Genomic DNA, 17,611 nt, shown 5'->3' with positions numbered 1-17,611 from the left:
CAGGCCGATAATCAATAAGTAAGCCACTGAACCGGCAAAGTAGGGAAAGATCATTAAGATCAATCCTGATAATTTAAAATATAAATTATTTTTTTTACCGAAGGCAAAAAAGCCCATTCCGACAAGACTAAAAAAAATTGAATAAATAAAAAGATTAGAATCCAAGTTTGTTACTCTTTTATCGTTATGATCATGATAAGTTCTCTAAAAAATTAACACAGTTTATTATCGTCTACAACCAAAGCAGCCATTCCTTTTCTAGTATTAGGCATATTTAAACGGTATGATTTGACTTTTTATGAGGCATGGAACTGCATCGATGAACTTTTTTTTAAAAGGGTTAAGTTTTTTTCTTATAGTTTTAAATGTCTCTTTTGCAGATTCCAGTGAACCTAAAGAAGATTCACCCATTGACTGGCAAATTACTCATCCCCTTCATCAACTTCATTATGCTTCGCATTATCTCTATGGCTTATCCACTGCTCCGTTCGGGAACGCTTTGTATGCTATCGATGCAGAAAAAGGGAAGATAGAGTGGAAATTTCAAGCGGGCGATTTCGATGGGGAATTGGTTGTTGGATCTAATCATATTTTATATGCGATCGATCATCACTTCCTCTATTTAAATCTCATTAATCTACAAGGACAATTGCTAAAACGTATTTATTTAGGTGACATAATAAAATTAGCTACCCATTTAAATAGCATGATCATAGATCATTTTCATCAACTTCTTTTGGTCACAACTTCTAACGGAGATGTTTTAGCTTTTAATCTTTCTGGCGAGCTTAAATGGATTAAGCGCCATGAAGCCATTGACGCTGCAACGCATTTAATTGTTACCCATAATCAATTATGGTTTCAAACAAAACATACCATTTATTCTCTTCAACCTGAAAATGGCCAGGTCATCACCCGCCGTGCTTATGGAGAAGATTTACAAAATATGCTGGTCAGTAGAAAAAATTTGATATTAGTGAGTGGAACTGCAAAAAAAACCAAAATACACGCTTATGATGTGCAAGCGCCAACCAAAATAATGTGGATGGTTAATTATCCTTATCTCACGGATGTCGCCTTAGATCATACGCAAAATATTCTTTATGTGACGGTTCAAAAAACAGAGGATCCACTTTCCCAAAATAAGCTCTACGCACTTGATGCGACGAGTTCGAAAATTCTTTGGCAAACTTCATTGACGCATCAACCTCTAAAAATGACCCTTTCAAATAATCATATTTTAATCCATATCATAACAGAGCGAAATTTATCAGGATATTTACAAGTTGTTCAGAAAAATAATCACGATAAACAAATGCGCTGCTATAAAAACGGGAGTCTTGGATTTATAGCAGACGATAAAAATCAATTCTATTTTTATGGATCCACTTTAGGACGATTTAAACAAGGCAGTTGTTAAAGCGAGCCCAGTTATCGCGTTAATAATTTTGCTAACTCCGCTGGTGCACTATCTTTTAGTCCAAGTTCGTCTCGGGAATGAGGCGATTGTTGCTGCGCTTTAAAAAATGCAGAAATATTATTTGAAAACCAGCGTTCCGGCAAATAGGGTTTGGTAGAAGTTTCGTGAAAATAGCAAGGTTTTCCCATCAACGCTGCCTGGTTTAATAAAGCCCCGGGCACCGCTTGAGTTATCTTTGCAGCAGCTTGTGCGGCATTAGGCCCGGAAGTATTATTGCGTAAAATAAAATTCATGGCCGAAAGAGGAGTCGTTAATCTTGTTTCCATTTGGTCAGTTAAAATAATTTTAAATTGTTTATTTGTAAGTGGATATTTTTCACAAGTAGAGAGTAAATTTTTTAAGTAATCATCAGGATCTTTGATGCCAGGATGAAGACCCATGCGTAATTGTAAAGTCGGATGCTTGCCCGTTGCTAACTCTTTTAAAATTGCATCTAGAAATTGATTATCAATTTCGGTTGGTTGGGTTGTACCTGAAAGAAAAACTAATTCATCTTCTTCGTGAACCAATAAAGATTTTTTAATCGCATCAATGTTCGTCGTGTCATTGGGTAAATTATCAAGACTTAAATGTCCAATAAGATTAACTCTGGCAGCTGGATTAATCGTCATAATGTCATTTTGTGCGGGACGTAAAGGTGCAGCAAAATCGCAACGCTCTTTTGAGGCTAAGGAATCAACATAATTCCAAAATGCATGCTTTTCGGGTTTAAACATATATTCATAAGCAATCGTGCAGGGGATGTTTAACTCACTTGCAATTTGAAAAGGAATTTCATTATTAATAGATGGTACGCCAATACAGGCATGTTGAATTTTATTTTCATTAATAAAATCCATGATTTTTCTTAGGGCATTAGCTTCAATTTTATCTTGAGACAACGTCTCACTTTGTTGAGTTATTTCATCAATAGAAATACGAGTAACAGCGTTGTTTTCGATTAAATCTTCGGTTCTTTTTAAAGCAGTTTGGGTAAGTGGTACAATGAAAAGTGAATCTACAACTTTTTGCTTAATGAGTTGAGTAATAGTTGATTTAGCTAAATCAGTGTCACCCATACTACTTACAAAAAATACAATAGACATGCAGAATGTTCCTGTTATTATTTTCAGTAGATTAGCAAAGTGATAATAAGCCTACAATATTATTTTTTTATCATTATTTGCTCACCCCAATCGCGTAGTGCGATTAAAATGGGTTTTAAGCTTTGTCCGCGTTCGGAAAGATTATATTCAACTTTGGGCGGGATTTCGGCGTAAATAGTGCGGTTGATCACTGAGTCTGTTTCAAGTTCACGTAATTGTAAGGTTAATACTCTTTGCGTAATCCCTGGCATCAACCGGCGTAATTCATTAAATCTTTTAGTGCCGCTTAACAAATGATATAGAATGATTCCTTTCCATTTGTTACCAATAACATCTAGCGCTGCTTCAATGGGGCAACCGAACGAACAATGATTAATTCGTCTACTATGTTTCGTTTTCACAGGCGACTATGCCCCAAGTTATGCCTAGCTAAATTACTCATTCACCATCATACTCATTGATTATTATTTTGTTAATTTTCTCATAGCCCTCAAAGGCGCGGTAAACCGCCATGAATTAGAATCTAACATTTCGTTTAGTTCTTGCTTAAGTTCAATAATTTCATGTTGTAATTCTAAGTTATAGAGATGGGCAACCTGTTTGAAAAATTCTACCTGAAATACATATTTTTGCTTAGTGTCATCAATGTCTGGTAGTACGCTCATTTCAGTTGATGTCAATTGAAAGTCTTTTAACGAAATATCAAAAAGATTGAATGCCGCTTCAATTTTTAAAATTTCTTCATCGTTGAAGTAATCTTTCCATTTTCCTACCTTTCCATCACGGATATGTTTGTTTGAACTTAATTGATTACCTACTAAAGAACGATTCAAAGAGGCTTCAATCTTCATTAAAGATTCTTTAGAGCACAGAGCTAAAGCATCTTTAAATAACCGTTGTTTGATTTCAGTATCAACCGGGGTACCCATAAATGCGAGTATTTCACCAAATACAAGATCAGGTATTTGAGTGAGCCGTTCATAAGAAATAATTTTGACTTGTTCTGGACATTGATTCTGCATTTGCTTAAAGCTGTAATAGTGTTTGATAAAACCTGACAATGCGCCAAAATTAAAAACAAAATCTTGTACACTGGTCAGCGGAACAATCGTACCATCAGCTAATGTTTTATTCCGATGATTAATTTCTACACTTGTCATAGCATTATGAAAATAAGAAACAAAATGATCCAAAGGATTTCGACAAAGATAAACAATTTTGGCTTGTGGATTGGTTTTAGGATTTAAATTTTCCCATTGATTAAATCCTCTTATATACCCTTCTCCCCCATTGTAAGGTAGAGGAAAACGAAGTAAGTTCCAATCAGCAAACTTTTCATCTTTGATTTCATAAAATCCTGGACAGATGACGTGACAAATAAATAACTGTTCAATCCCTAATGTCTCAGGATGTGTTGAGACGCTTTGAATTTGACGATTCTTTAAAATGCCAATTAAATCTGGATGAAATTCACCTTTCAAATAAGCCGCTTGATTGCGAATAAGTTGGTCATAACACCAAAAAAAAATATGAGAATACCATGTGCCAGACTTTGGGAGCGTTGCAATTAATCCGAGGGTGTTTTTCATTTCTCTTTGTCCTTGATGATCTAACAAGCAAAATCCTACCTTTCTGTTTAACAAATCAAAACCATTTGCGTGTGCACTATACAAATAAAATTAAATTTTTGCATTATAAATATAGCTAGTTACATAGGACGTGACGAACTTTAGTTGCTCTGGCTAAACGACCTTTCTACAAAGAGTAACTAGTAGGCCGTGCCACCTTCTTTTTGCCCAAAATGTGCTAAAATTTTGTATATACACCTTTTTTGAGGTTTGTATGAACAAAGATGAAATTACTTAAGCTTAAACCAAAATCTTATAGTTTTTTAGAAGACCTCATTAATTCCAAAGTCATTGATTATACTAAGATAATCACACACAGTCCCTCCTCGGTCATTGTTTTAAACATGTCAGATACGGTTCAAACCGCGTTGATGAGCTTCAATGCAAAAGCCCAACTACGTTCAATGAAGTTTGAACAAATGTCTCAATTAGAAAATTTGAAAGATCGATCGATCGATTTGCTCATTGCTAACTTATCTGATAATCGAGCGCTACATTTCGATAAGTTGTTAGAGCATGTTGACCGTTTATTAAGTCAGCATGGAATTTTTATTTTTGCGACTTATAATTGGGCAAGTAAAATCTATTTAGAAATTTACGCTAAACAGTTGAAAACGCATAATCTTTATGACATTGAAATAGCAGCGCAATTGCATCGTAGTCATTTATTCAATTTTTTTTCTATTAAAGAACATGTCTTTCTCCTCAACCAAGCGAACCAATTCATCGATTGTAATATTTTTTTTGTTGCGCCTGAAAATACGATTAATGAAATTGCTTATTTAATGGAAGAAAAAATTGATTTGTCTCAATGTGAAATCATGAGTAAACAGGATTATCAAGCATTAATTGAAAATATTCAAATACCTTCAGAAGAAAACAATCATGAAGAAATCTTACTTGAATCAAATGAGGATCGCTTAACTGACGAGTCAAATAAAGGTTTGGAATTAATGGATGAAAAAGTTAGCCCTATGGACCCCGATTCATTTGAGACAAACCAAGATGAATTAGAAAAAACCAGTGCAAAGGATCACATTCATAATGAAGAAAAGTTTGAGGTAGATACAGAATATCAAAATGAAAATTCTGAAATTAAAACAGCACTTGAATCCATTCAGCATTTTGAATCAGAAAATTTAGTATCACCCGGCTGCGATGTTGAGATTAATGTTAATGAAAATAATGTTATCGATATCGCTGTAGAAGATGCCACAAAAACGAATGTAGATTTGTGGATGGCAACAAACGATCCAGAAGCATCAAATGATTCAGTGTTCGGAATAGATAAAGCCATTACAGAGAGCAACTTTGAAAAAAATGGAGATACATCTCTCGAGAATGAAGAAACTTCCACTGAACAATCTGAAATGGAAGTTAGCGAGCAAGACGAAACAAGTGAACTTGAAGAGCCAACATTAGCTAAAGCTGAAATAACGCCTGTTGATCAGATACCCATAGAAGCTCAGTCAGCAGATGAGTCTGTTACTCAATTTAACGTTGATACTTCTACTGCTATGGAGCAAGAAAAGGAAATCCCCGATGAAGAACAAGGAGGGGATGCAGAACAAGGTGGGGACATTGAAACTGGTCAGTCAGAAGAGCGGGATGAAGACTCGGAAGAGCGACGTTTCAAACCTTAACGGAGTAAGGCAGTACGTAAGAAAAAGTTTATGAATGATTTTTAAAAAATTAAAACTAATAAAAAATAGAAGCTGATTAAAGTTTGATCTCGGGGGCTTAGTAAAAAAATAACCATATCATTTTTTCTGAATTTTACTTCAAAATCAAAAAAAAATTTTTCGTTTTATATGTATTTGTATCTATTCTTAATCTAGGTAAAACGCGTGTCGAGTCTTGAAATAAGCCTTGAAAACCTATGTTAATCTTGAATTATCGCCAGACACCGCAAGGAAGTTTATATGTGGAAGGTATGGAGTAAGTTGGTATTAACCACATTTATTTATGTCCTCTTCACATTTTCAGTCCATGCTATAGATAAAGGTATTTACCTAACCCAATACGTGCTTGAAAATCCTACAAAATTAGATTATTTAATTCGCCAGTCAAAAGCGACCGGCATTAATACGTTTGTAATTGATCATGATTATTTCAGCTCTCGTTATGCGCCCGCTATCGCTAAAGTTAAGGCCGCCGGCATTAAACCAGTTGTTCGTATTGTCGTATTCTCCGATGGTGGTAATACTAAACAAATTCATTCGCAAGCGCATTGGGAAGCAAAATATAGATATATAGATGATGCGATTAAAGCAGGTGCTAGTGCAATTCAACTTGATTATATTCGTTATTCATCCAAAGAACCTGCAAACCCACAACATGCTAAAGATGTTTATCAAATCATTAAATGGTTTAAAACACGAATCGCTGCAAAGAATGTGCCAATGGAAATTGATATTTTTGGCGAAGTAAGTTACTACCCTTCTATGCACATTGGTCAAGATATAAAAATGTTTGCTGATAGCGTAGACGGGGTAAATCCTATGGTTTATCCTTCGCATTTTTGGCCTTATCAAAAATATTCTGCTGATCCATATAAAACGATTAATAATTCTTTAAATGCCCTCATCAAACAATTTAATGGAAACGCACCGTTTAAAGTACATGCTTTTATTGAAGCGGCAAATTACCATTATTTGAAAAAGACATCCGATAAACAAAAACAACACTATTTAAATGAAGAAATTCGTGCTGTTGAAGATGCTAAAGGCGTTTCAGGGTGGTATGTATGGAGTGCTAATAACGTCTATGAAAATTTATTTACAGTGTTAAAAAATAATAAAATAAAGTCAGTAGAACTTACACCAACCAAAACAGCGCAAAATTAAATCTACGGCGTTACAGTAGAGGTAATGCACTGGTTTTATCAATGTGAATCATGGCATCAAATTGTAAAGGAAGTTTAGTAAAAAAATAGTGACTCGTTTGTTCGGTTTCCGGTTTGTATACTACCCCTATAGCGCGTTGTAAGCGGCCTATTTTAAGATAATGTTCAAGTGTTTTATTCCCGCGTAACAATAAAAAAAATTCTTTTTGATTTAATGCATGAAACAAATCTTCATAACTACCAGGCAAGCCTGGATTAATTTGTTTGAATGCCGGCGGATCTCCCCAAGCCGCTGCTGCCGTAACAATTCCTTCATACGTAGAAAAACCAAGGGAAAAAGTATCACGTGGATATTGCTCTCTGATTAATTGTCCTAAATTAATTTCTCCTTCAGCACTCATTTCAGTTGCGCGCGCATCTCCTAAGTGGGAGTTATGTGCCCAGACAACTATTTTGGCCGGTTGTTTTAATTGATCTTCTAAATGATTGATTAATACATTGAAGGTTTCAGCCATATGTTGATCACGCACGTTCCATGATTTAGCGGCCCCTTCAAATAGACTGCGATAATAATGCTCTGCATTTTTTACGATGAGAGCGTTTTGGAGGGCATTAAAGTAAGCTTCCTCAAATTGAAATTCATCCTTTTTAATATATTCTAAGACATGTGATTGCAATTCCAACCATTGTTGGGTTACGGCTTTTACGCAAGATTTACTCTTCTCTAGCGTGGCTTGATAGCCATAGGACTGCGGATCTTGCTTAACATGATCGAAACAAGCATAACGTTGTTTCGCGTTTTCTGCGGCTGCCGGATCAACTCTTTCTAAGTACTCAATAACTACTTGAATGGAGGCGTATAAGCTATAAACATCTAATCCATAGAACCCAATTTTTTGTTGGGACACGTTCCGTTTATCATTATAATGACGTAACCATTCTAAAAATGGAATCATGGTTTCATTGCGCCACATCCACGTCGGAAATCGGGTGAAAGAATGGAGAGATTCTTTAGCATGTTGTCCTTTGCCATTTAAGTAACGATGGATTTCGTATACGTCAGGCCAATCACCTTCAATTGCGACCGCCATAAATCCTTTTTCAGCGATGAGCCGCTTAGTGATCTCAATACGTGCTTGGTAAAATTCATGAGTGCCATGGGTCGCTTCCCCTAATAACACAAATTGAGCGTCACCAATATTATTTACTAAGGATGTATATTTATCAGGGCCAGGGGATAATGTGTAAATAGATTCATTCAATAATCTAACTAATTTCTCCAAAGCTCGCGTATCCATAACCTTCTTTCCCTTATTCACTTCCTTGGTTTTACAAAAGATGTTTTTGTTGATAAAAATTATTGAAATATTACTATGACTAAATTATAACTTGTGCCCAATCCGGGGTCACGATTAAATTTATAAATTAAGAGTAAAACTTTAAATTAATGAATGGATAGTTGATTAAATGAAACCTGACCTAACCGCCACCACTGATACCCTCCTCACTATCAATCTTCAGCACGTGCAAGATCATTCAATTAATAAAAATTTATTAAAGGATCTTCTTACGTTATTAAGTTATTTGAATAGTCAGCGTATCACCGGGCAATTATTATGCCATGTACTGCCATATAATGAAGATGCACTTATTTTTCATTTAAATTTATTAAATAAATATCAATTTATAAATCCAATCAAAAAAAATACCTCACTTACCGCGCAAAATTTTGAAATACATGCGCTAACCTTGCAATTTTTAAAAACAAAATATTTACTTTTGGGGCAAGATACACAGGAAGACGCATGTCTAGCTAAATTACGTTATGCTCTTTTACAATATTTAGAAGAAATTATTCCACTTAAACTTATACCATTTGAAACTAGCATTGATCTGCAATATCTAAAAAGTTTTAAATCCATGTTATGGCAATTATTTCAACGTTCAAAAGAAATTGATCCGCGAAATTGTACCCAATTTTTATTGTACTTGATTTTAATAGCAAGCCGAGAAAAAGATACCTTTCAAGTTAAGCAATTATTTAACGAAGGGATACTATTAAAATCGAATTATAGTAGTTTGTTTGCTGTTGCGAAAGACCTTGCTGTTTATTATCTCTCATCTGCAAATTATAGTGTGGCTTTTGAATCACTTCATGAAATAACTCTTTTTGCAGTTGAAAAATTTTTTCCCAATTCCACAACTCCAAAAATTGAAATAGAAAATGCTGCTATTTTTTTACAGCAGCAAGCGTTTAATCATTTCCTGCATGTACCTACGCCCTCGATGGATGGTTATTTAACCTGTTTAATTCTTATGGCTAAAGCTAATTATTTATTAAGCAATGTTTGGGACAATGCCGATGCCGATGCCGTTCCTCAACATTATAAGGTTTATGCCGATTGGAAAAAATTAGCGAACGTTAAAAGCTTATTGGCTGACAGGGAATGCCATGCTTTTAATTATTATCTTATCGGACTATTACGTTCTTTCTATGCCCAATTAATGCCTTTTTCCAACGAATTGCGCATTCAAGAATTTAACACAGTTATTGAAATTTTAAATAAAGCAATAGAGGCTTTTGTTAAAGCAAATCCTAGCAATAGTCTCATGATAGCTTTATGCCATTATGAATTAGGTATGAGTTATTACCAAAAAGCTGAGTGTGAAATGGAGTCAGAACATTTTAAATCGCTTTTATCAGCAGACGAGCAACTTTCTCTCTTAAAAAAGGAATGTTTACATTTAGCTGGGTCAAAATTGTATGCGGATGAAGAAAAAAAATTAATTGTTGGTAATTTAAATTTACTCCAAGCTACTCGTGATCAGACAGCAAAAATGCATAAAAGTTTTTTACCGCAATTTTCTTTATTTTCTACACCCACGCCATTAAATGTTACGTGCATTGCTGTGCCTAAAGAACAGTTCCTACTAAAATAACGAAATTTTATAAGGGTATAGGAAACTTAGGATTATCCGTAATCCAAAAGTCCATTCCTTTCGCCAGCAGTAAAGTCAGGTCATTTAGTTAAGTTCATTTAATAAAATATAAATTCTAAAATAGTATAGTAATACACCAAAGGCATACCTTATCTCCTTAATTATTGCCAAAGCAATTAAGATTTTTCTAGTAAGAGTAACAATATTACCCGGTAGCCGGGTGTAAGCTTCTATAAATAAATAGTAAAAACGAGCTTCTAACCAAGGGAGCATCTAAATTTTCAAATTTTAGTAACTATGTAAGCTTCTATTAATTAAAGTAATTTCATTCTTCAATCACCGATAATTTAATTTTATCGTTTCTTGCTTTCCTGCTAAGGTAAAATAGAACTGTATACCTTTATAAAGGGAAATTTGATGAATACCCGAAAATATCCTTACATCCATTATAAAGATACGGCAGGTAATTTGCGAAAAATTGTAGTAATCGATCAAGAAGTCTTTTATGCCTCTACTGGCCAATCATCAAATACGCAGGGTACATGGTTTCCAATGCTGATGTTAAAAGGAAATATGAAACTTAATGATAAAGAGGTGGAGCAATTAGATTTAATTGGCGCAATCGGTAAAGACGATTTAAAAGATATATATAATGAAGATTCTAACCCTGAAGATTCATTTGCAGCAGGCTATTTGATAAAGTATCAGCCGTTTTCCATAGCAGAGTTCGATACCAGGACAGGTAATTTAAAAAAATGGAAAATAGCGGATGTAAACCTTATAGAAGATCATCTTGCCAAACGATTAGTGGATCACCTTGATGTTGATCGTTTCGCCCGATATAGTCATATGGTCACCTCTGCATCGTTAAGCGGTGGTTTAAGTGTGGCCTCTGAAGACTTAAAATCAGTGTTAACTTATCTGCATTGCGTTTCAGAGATCAAGGATGATCAATATCAATCAGCCTGTACTTCTTTAATAGATTTATTAGAAGATACTCACATGGAAATGACGGATCCAGATGAAGTTAATTGTTGGTTAGAGAATCAAGGTGCATTTTTTTTAAAAGCCCTTAATTATTCTCAGCTTTATAAAAATTTTTTAGAGCAACAAATTCCTCTGACAGATTCAATACAAAATAGCGCATCTGCAGTGGATGACGAACCTCAACAGGATAATGATAATAGCCCCAAGAATTTCCGTTTAAGATAAAACCTCATTCAGGAAATATATTCATAAGGTAGTAATTAGACAGCGCAGTAATCATCCAGATGCTAAAACATCAAAAATTCTTGGTTGCTATTTAATCGTAATAAATATGGGTGATTAAGGTTCTAAGCGTGATTTGAATAGAAATATAAATTACTTATTGACCTTCAGATTTCACTTAACCAGTCTATATACTTTCGTGGAAAAACTTCTTTGCTAGGCTTAAGGTCCATTTTTATAGATCACCCTGAGCCTTTATTGAAGTAAACAAGAAATTCGTTGACTAAAAATTCTTAATAAATGTATATTGCGGCCAATAATAATACTTAAAAAAGGGAAAAAACCTATGTCAAACCCCTATCGCGATATTGGCCATGCAGCTCAAAAATTATCCCACAACCCCGTAGGAATTATATTTTCACCGATATGGGTCCCTACTTTTGGAGTCGGAATAATTGGGTTGACAACGGGTTATGCTGTCTACGGAAGTGTAATGATTGCACAGCGTGCCTTCGCTGAAACAATGGATGCGGTTTTTAAAATTGGTTCTGAGATAAAAGAAAAAGTCTCTGACGTTAGCGCTCCGCTAGGAGAAAAAATATCCGATTTCAAAAGTGACCATCAGAGAAAGCATGGTCATCGTATTCATCAATTCTTTAGCAAACATTTGCATCATACGCAACTTAATAATGAAGTTTCTCAGGATGAACAAAATAATTCAAAACACAAACATTCTTATAATTTTAAACGATAAAATTTTTTGTACGTTGCTATTACAGTGAATGTCGTAAAACCATACATTCCCAATTTATTGGGTAATGTAATTCAACGATTCTTTTTTGCTTGAAGACGAACGACTTATTGCATATGTTCAGCCTACTCCATACAATCGGGATTAAATTTTACCAAGCGGGAGTAGGCGCATGTCATGGAATGGGTCGGGCGGGAATAAACAGGATGATCCTTGGAATAAAAATCAAGATCCACAATTCCCTGATATACATCAAGTTCTCATTAAATTAATTAATAAATGGCGTAGTATCCTTGGGTTTAAGAAGCATAAAAATACCCCCAGCGATCCACAATTACCCTCCAGTAGCCATTTTGGTCTCGTTTTCATTGTTGTTATCTTGATTATCCTCTGGGGATTGTCTGGTTTTTATATTGTTAATCCAGCTGAAAAAGCAGTGGTCCTACGTTTTGGTAAGTACGTCGAAGTTAGCTCACCGGGACTACATTGGATAGCACGCTTTATCGAAACTAAACACCTTGTCGATATTCAAAAAATTTATTCATTCTCTTTAGATGGTGATTTTTTAACTAAATCTTCTGATCAAAATGACTTGCCTGCGCAATCTGTTCAAATCGCTCCTGAAGCAAGTAGCAATATGAATGATTTATCTAAAAATCTCGTCAATGTCGAATTGAATGTTCAATATCGTGTAAGTGATCCGCGTGCTTATTTATTTAATGTAGTAAGTCCCAATGAAACCGTTCAACAAGTTGCAGCAGGATCGTTATCCGCTGCTATTGGACAAATGAAACTTGATGACGTCTTGACAACAGGAAGAGAATTTTTAAGTTCAAAAGTTTTTGAAGCGACCAAGCAAGTACTCTCGACTTATAATGCAGGGGTAGAAGTAGTCGCGGTCACTTTACGAAAAGCACAGGCACCCGATCAAGTTCGCGCCGCCTTTAATGATGTAAATAGAGCAGATCAAGATAAGGCAACTTATATTCAGCAAGCACAAGCCTATGCAAGTAAAATCATTCCGCTTGCTCAAGGAATGGCTGCACGAGCCCTTGCCGATGCCACCGGATATCAACAAAAAGTGGTGTTAACAGCGCAAGCCAATATTGCGAGTTATCAGGCATTATTAAATGTCTACGCAAGCTCACCCGATGTGACGCGAGACCGAATGTATCTAGAGACTATACAAACTGTTTTAAGTCGCACAACCAAAGTACTTGTTGATGTTAATGGGTGTAATAATTTGTTATATCTTCCACTGGATAAACTGTTGAGACAGCGTCAGCCACTGAATCAAGCTTCGATTGATAATGTACCGACACAGAATACAGAAGCAATGCAGGATGGCGGATTACATGGAACGAGTGGGGAAGTGACCAATGAAATTAATTAATATCGCTATTGCAACCATTGTCATTGTTATTGTGCTTGTGTTGCCCTTCATTTTTTTTACGGTTAATGAAGGTCAAAATGGTTTGTTACTTCGCTTGGGGAAAATAAGTACTGATTCTGAAACACAGGCACCCATCACATTGCGACCTGGTTTGCATATTAAAATTCCTTTTATTGATCGCATATGGATTTTTGATACGCGCATCCAAGAACTTGCTACACCCAGCTCACAACCTTTAACGGTTGTTACCAAAGAACAAACTTATCTTGTCGTTGAATATTTTGCTAAATGGCGGATCAATAATCTTGTTAAATTTTACACAAGTACGGGTGGTAGCGTCAGCTGGGCAGAAAACCTTCTTGAACAACGTTTAAATGATATTGTAAGAGCAGAATATGGCAAGCGCACGAGTTATCAAGCCATTTCATCTGATCGTGCAGCGATGATGTCCGCTATCAAAGAAGAAGCTAACCATGTTGGCAAAGAGCAAGGCATCGAGGTGGTTGATGTGCGCCTACAAACCATTACCTTACCAAAAGATGTAATGGGTTCTGTATTTAAGCGCATGGAAGCAGAGCGTAAACAATTTGCGGAAGCAAAACGTGCTGAAGGTATGCAGAAATCTGAAGAAGTTAAAGCTCTCGCAGATCAGAAAGTAACTGTGATTAAAGCAGAAGCATTGATGAAGGCAGCGACGATACGAGCGAAAGGTGATCAAGCGGCCGCAGAAATCTATGCCAAAACTTATAGTACTGATCCAAAATTTTATGCTTTTTACCGCAGTCTCCAAGCTTACGAACAAAGCTTTAATCATAAAAGGGACATTCTCATTTTAAAGCCGGAAGGACAGTTCTTTAACTATTTTCGTAACGCCCAAGGTAACGGTTCAGCAAAAAAAGAATCATCATGATTTAAACGCTTAATGATTAAAATGTAAAAAGCACAAGAAAAATGATTAGTGCAATCACTACTCATGGATAAATGAGTGAGGCGATTTTGTAGTGCATTGTCAAATGTTATTGATTACCCGTGCATATTTTTGAAACATAGTAATAATGACAATATGAAGATGCGAGGAGGATAAATTCTTGATAATTTATAAAAATAATAAAAGAATATATATCCAAATTTATTTATGAAACAATTTTAATGCCTACATAATAAATCAGCTTACCATTTAGATACTGAATGAATTTCGTGGATTTTCAATCTCTTTATTGTTACTAGTGGCTGTATTTGCGTTTTGTATACTTTCATCACATGCATTTAAAAAATTATTTTTATTTGTTGTCATCATTTCGTTTGAAGAGGAATCGAAACTTGCTGTCAGAAAGGTTTTGAAATCGTTTAAAAGATTTAATATTGGTTTTGCATGAATATTTTGGGACTGAGATAGAAGCGTATTTAATTGTTGAAAACGATTTTGCAAAATTAATTGATTATTAATTGAATTATTATCCTTTACATTTTCAGCATATCCCGTTTGGTTATACATATCACTGCCAAATATTTCCATATGGTTTATACCTCCTAGCGTCGCCATGACTTCAAGCATCGTGATTTTTAAACTGAAAAGGTCGCTGGTTCGTGAAGCATATCCCAGTCGTATAATATTTGTATCAGCCCATAAATAAGGAATAAATTTGGTCGTAACATCTACAAAGTTAATACCGCTTTCAATTTCAATACTGTTACCAAAGTCACATAGAATCGCTTTGTCATCACCATTAATTAAAAAATTTCGAAGTGCGATATCTAAATGTAGAATATTATTGGCATGCAGAAATTCCATGCTGTTATACAAATCTTTCATAATATTGATGCACATGTTGTGAGCATCGATGTTAGGATCTATGGATTTTTTGGTAAGATAAGTAACGCAGTTACCTTGGGATTCAATTCTGCTCAAAATTGCCGGCTCATTATCGTAGTTACATACCGATACTAAATTCACCGGACATTGCATTTGATTATTACTATTGATAAATGCATGACGCAACTTATCCCCAATACGGCCTTCCTCAACGAATGAAGCCCTGACTTTATTACTTAAAGCAATACACTGTTTCATAACGATCGTATCACTACCTTCTTCACAAAGTTTATTTTGAATAAGCAGAGGTAATAAACTAGGTTGAACTTTGCAGATGAAACAATGACCAAAACTACCCGATCCTATTAATTCTCCTGTTGTTAGTGAATTTTTATCAATCACTGTAAGATTAGCTACCAAAGATAAATCTACTGGTTCGGGATTCTGAACGCCCCCAATCACCATACGTGGGCTTAACTTGTTTTGGTTCTTCTTCAGGAAGTTGACCGTATGTGATGGGAGGATTTGGCATGTTCTAATCCTGTAAATGTAAATTATATTTCATAATTATAATTTGCCATTCATAGTTAACTTGATATTTCTTTTCTGGCTCTAGTGCATCAATGTTTTTAGCTATACAAGAAAGACAATAGCGCTTAGCTTGATAGAGAATTTTATAATCAAATGAATCTTGGCTTAAGTGCATTAATAACTCTTCATATCTTTTCCACTTGTTACCAAGTTTAGTCAATATATCCTGAAGTTGTTTCTTATCAGCTATATCTAGTTTGCAGACAAAATCGAATGTCGTCACTAATAGCTGGTCAACAGCTTTAAGAGAAGGAAAGTCGCTAACGAAACCACTAACATACTCATGTAATTTATTAATTTCATACGATGTATACGCCAATCTAGATATAAAGGGGAGCTTTCCAGATCTGTTTTCTTCCGGCTGAAATATCTCAGTATCAAATTCGCGTACATTCATGGCGATTTTATTCCTGGGAACATGATTTTATTTGATATTTTAATATAGAAGAAATATTTAATAAAAAAAACACATCAAATTATTGATTGTACTATAATATCTTCTAGCCTCATCTAATCAGATTTGTTTAACATCAGATCATCATTATATCAATATTGGTCAATTTTTTAAGCTTAACAAGGCCTTTAAGTATATTTTCTGAAATATAAAACTTTCCCTAGCACGCTTATTATTCATGCTAAATCAATCCATAACCCCCAATGAATTGATTAGCTAGTTAAATGATCTAATGGAATGTAGCAATTGTTATTAGATTAAGGTCGATATGTTTGTTGATATAACGACAGCCGTTCAGGAACTTCTTTAACATTGGTTGCTACCGAAGGTTTAAAAAAGGCAGATTTATTGTCGCTAACTGTTGAGTGAGTTAACTCAAACTGTTCTTGTCGGGTTTGCTCTACAATAAGAGGAAGTTTAGCGATTAACTTTTCCAGTGCAAAAGTTTGGACTTTTTGAAACGCTTGAATAAAATAATTGTCATCAATTTTGGCTTTCATTGAATCAACACAAACCAATAAGCCCATTTCAAGTAAAGTATTCTGTAAATGTTTTTGGAATAAATCGGGATTGATGTCCGGATCGAGGCTAAAACCCTGCAAACCTACATTTAAAATAGATTTAGCTTTAAGGTTGTCATCAAAAAAAATATCCACGTCGTTCGGATTCTTTAAATCGATAGAATGATATTTTGCTCCCTTATATGAGAATTGCATTGCTTTCCAATAGGCGTATTGATCCCGCCAGCCAATATGCTCTTCTTTAGGTAAAGCGAGAAGTTCTGTTATAATTTCTTCTCTGCTAAGCTTCGTTTCGGAAAAGTCATAGTATTTTTTAAATCGCAAAGAAGTTCTTTGTTCTAATTCTTTAATCGTATCTGGAGCATCTGGACCAAAAGTACGTAAAATAATGGAATAATTAACTTGGTTATTATTTAAGTAGTCAATCAAGGTTATAAAAGAAGTAAATACTTTATTATGTTCACTTAAGCTCACACTCAGTTGTTGAAAAAGAATATTAGCTTCATTGTACTTTTCTTCACTTAAGGCTTTACAGGCATTGATTACATTTCGATAACAAGCTAAACGCGCTGGTTTAATCTTATCGTCATTTGTGTCACCCGGAATGAGGCAGGTATCAACAAAATCTTTATAAGTCATTTCTTCTTTATCAACTTCCCACTGTGCTTTAATCGTTTCAGCAATCATTTCGTAATTAGCTGATTCTTCGTCTTTACCCCTTAATTGATCGGCTGAAATGATTGTACCGTTAATATCAACGAATAGGCGATAATGTACATGACTTGAATTTGGCATTGCTAATTTTCTTTCCTTTGTCCATAACAATTATTTAAAATATTTGCTAGCTTAAATGATTTAATTTACGAAGACAATTTGTCCTATTCACTTGATGTAGACGCAG

15 protein-coding genes are annotated in these 17,611 nt (G+C 34.9%); 8 read left to right on the top strand and 7 right to left on the bottom strand.

The genetic code is table 11. The features are described from left to right. Positions 1–319: 319 nt before the first annotated feature. Complete coding sequence (locus H0W64_10235; GenBank protein MBA3662097.1) at positions 320–1,420, top strand: PQQ-binding-like beta-propeller repeat protein; 1,101 nt, start codon at positions 320–322, stop codon at positions 1,418–1,420. An 11-nt stretch (positions 1,421–1,431) separates the two neighbouring features. On the opposite strand, the gene H0W64_10230 is transcribed toward H0W64_10235, so the two are convergent. The 3 genes from H0W64_10230 to H0W64_10220 all read right to left on the bottom strand — a co-directional run bounded on the left by H0W64_10230 (position 1,432) and on the right by H0W64_10220 (position 4,154). Continuing rightward, positions 1,432–2,565 (bottom strand): hypothetical protein, encoded by a 1,134-nt coding sequence (locus H0W64_10230; protein MBA3662096.1) that lies wholly within the window; start codon positions 2,563–2,565, stop codon positions 1,432–1,434. A gap of 59 nt (positions 2,566–2,624) precedes the next feature. Further along, entirely contained in the window at positions 2,625–2,942 is a 318-nt protein-coding gene (locus tag H0W64_10225) for a helix-turn-helix transcriptional regulator (protein ID MBA3662095.1), read from the bottom strand. Between the two features lie 87 nt (positions 2,943–3,029). Next, a complete protein-coding gene (locus tag H0W64_10220) occupies positions 3,030–4,154 on the bottom strand; it encodes a sulfotransferase domain-containing protein (GenBank protein MBA3662094.1) in 1,125 nt (374 codons plus the stop codon). 263 nt (positions 4,155–4,417) lie between these two features. Between H0W64_10220 and H0W64_10215 the strand changes: the two genes are divergently transcribed. Further along, positions 4,418–5,836, top strand: coding sequence for a hypothetical protein (locus H0W64_10215; GenBank protein MBA3662093.1), 1,419 nt, complete (start codon positions 4,418–4,420; stop codon positions 5,834–5,836). Between the two features lie 279 nt (positions 5,837–6,115). Further along, positions 6,116–7,039 (top strand): hypothetical protein, encoded by a 924-nt coding sequence (locus H0W64_10210; protein ID MBA3662092.1) that lies wholly within the window; start codon positions 6,116–6,118, stop codon positions 7,037–7,039. A 10-nt stretch (positions 7,040–7,049) separates the two neighbouring features. Here H0W64_10210 and H0W64_10205 read toward each other — a convergent pair whose 3' ends face one another. Beyond that, positions 7,050–8,336, bottom strand: a complete 1,287-nt coding sequence (locus H0W64_10205; protein ID MBA3662091.1) for an erythromycin esterase family protein — start codon at positions 8,334–8,336, stop codon at positions 7,050–7,052. A 169-nt stretch (positions 8,337–8,505) separates the two neighbouring features. Here H0W64_10205 and H0W64_10200 point away from each other — a divergent pair, with 169 nt between their 5' ends. From H0W64_10200 to hflC, 5 genes are all read left to right on the top strand, one after another. Further along, a complete protein-coding gene (locus H0W64_10200; protein MBA3662090.1) occupies positions 8,506–9,978 on the top strand; it encodes a hypothetical protein in 1,473 nt (490 codons plus the stop codon). 417 nt (positions 9,979–10,395) lie between these two features. Next, entirely contained in the window at positions 10,396–11,190 is a 795-nt protein-coding gene (locus H0W64_10195; protein MBA3662089.1) for a hypothetical protein, read from the top strand. Positions 11,191–11,533: 343 nt separating this feature from the next. Continuing rightward, entirely contained in the window at positions 11,534–11,941 is a 408-nt protein-coding gene (locus tag H0W64_10190) for a hypothetical protein (GenBank protein MBA3662088.1), read from the top strand. 169 nt (positions 11,942–12,110) lie between these two features. Beyond that, complete coding sequence (hflK, locus tag H0W64_10185; GenBank protein MBA3662087.1) at positions 12,111–13,331, top strand: FtsH protease activity modulator HflK; 1,221 nt, start codon at positions 12,111–12,113, stop codon at positions 13,329–13,331. After that, a complete protein-coding gene (gene hflC / locus H0W64_10180) occupies positions 13,318–14,241 on the top strand; it encodes a protease modulator HflC (protein MBA3662086.1) in 924 nt (307 codons plus the stop codon). The genes hflK and hflC overlap by 14 nt, the downstream gene beginning before the upstream one ends. 267 nt (positions 14,242–14,508) lie before the next feature. Here hflC and H0W64_10175 read toward each other — a convergent pair whose 3' ends face one another. The 3 genes from H0W64_10175 to H0W64_10165 form a co-directional block, all read right to left on the bottom strand. Next, positions 14,509–15,564, bottom strand: coding sequence for a protein kinase family protein (locus tag H0W64_10175; protein MBA3662085.1), 1,056 nt, complete (start codon positions 15,562–15,564; stop codon positions 14,509–14,511). A gap of 115 nt (positions 15,565–15,679) precedes the next feature. Further along, positions 15,680–16,132 (bottom strand): hypothetical protein, encoded by a 453-nt coding sequence (locus tag H0W64_10170; protein MBA3662084.1) that lies wholly within the window; start codon positions 16,130–16,132, stop codon positions 15,680–15,682. Positions 16,133–16,446: 314 nt separating this feature from the next. Further along, positions 16,447–17,505: a hypothetical protein gene (locus H0W64_10165; protein ID MBA3662083.1), complete on the bottom strand. Its 1,059-nt coding sequence runs from the start codon at positions 17,503–17,505 to the stop codon at positions 16,447–16,449. Positions 17,506–17,611 lie beyond the last annotated feature (106 nt).

Source organism: Gammaproteobacteria bacterium, from assembly GCA_013816845.1.
Lineage (GTDB): Bacteria > Pseudomonadota > Gammaproteobacteria > DSM-16500 > DSM-16500 > Aquicella.
The sequence above is the reverse complement of the archived record's forward strand: the minus strand, read 5'-3'. Positions and strand labels throughout refer to the sequence as shown.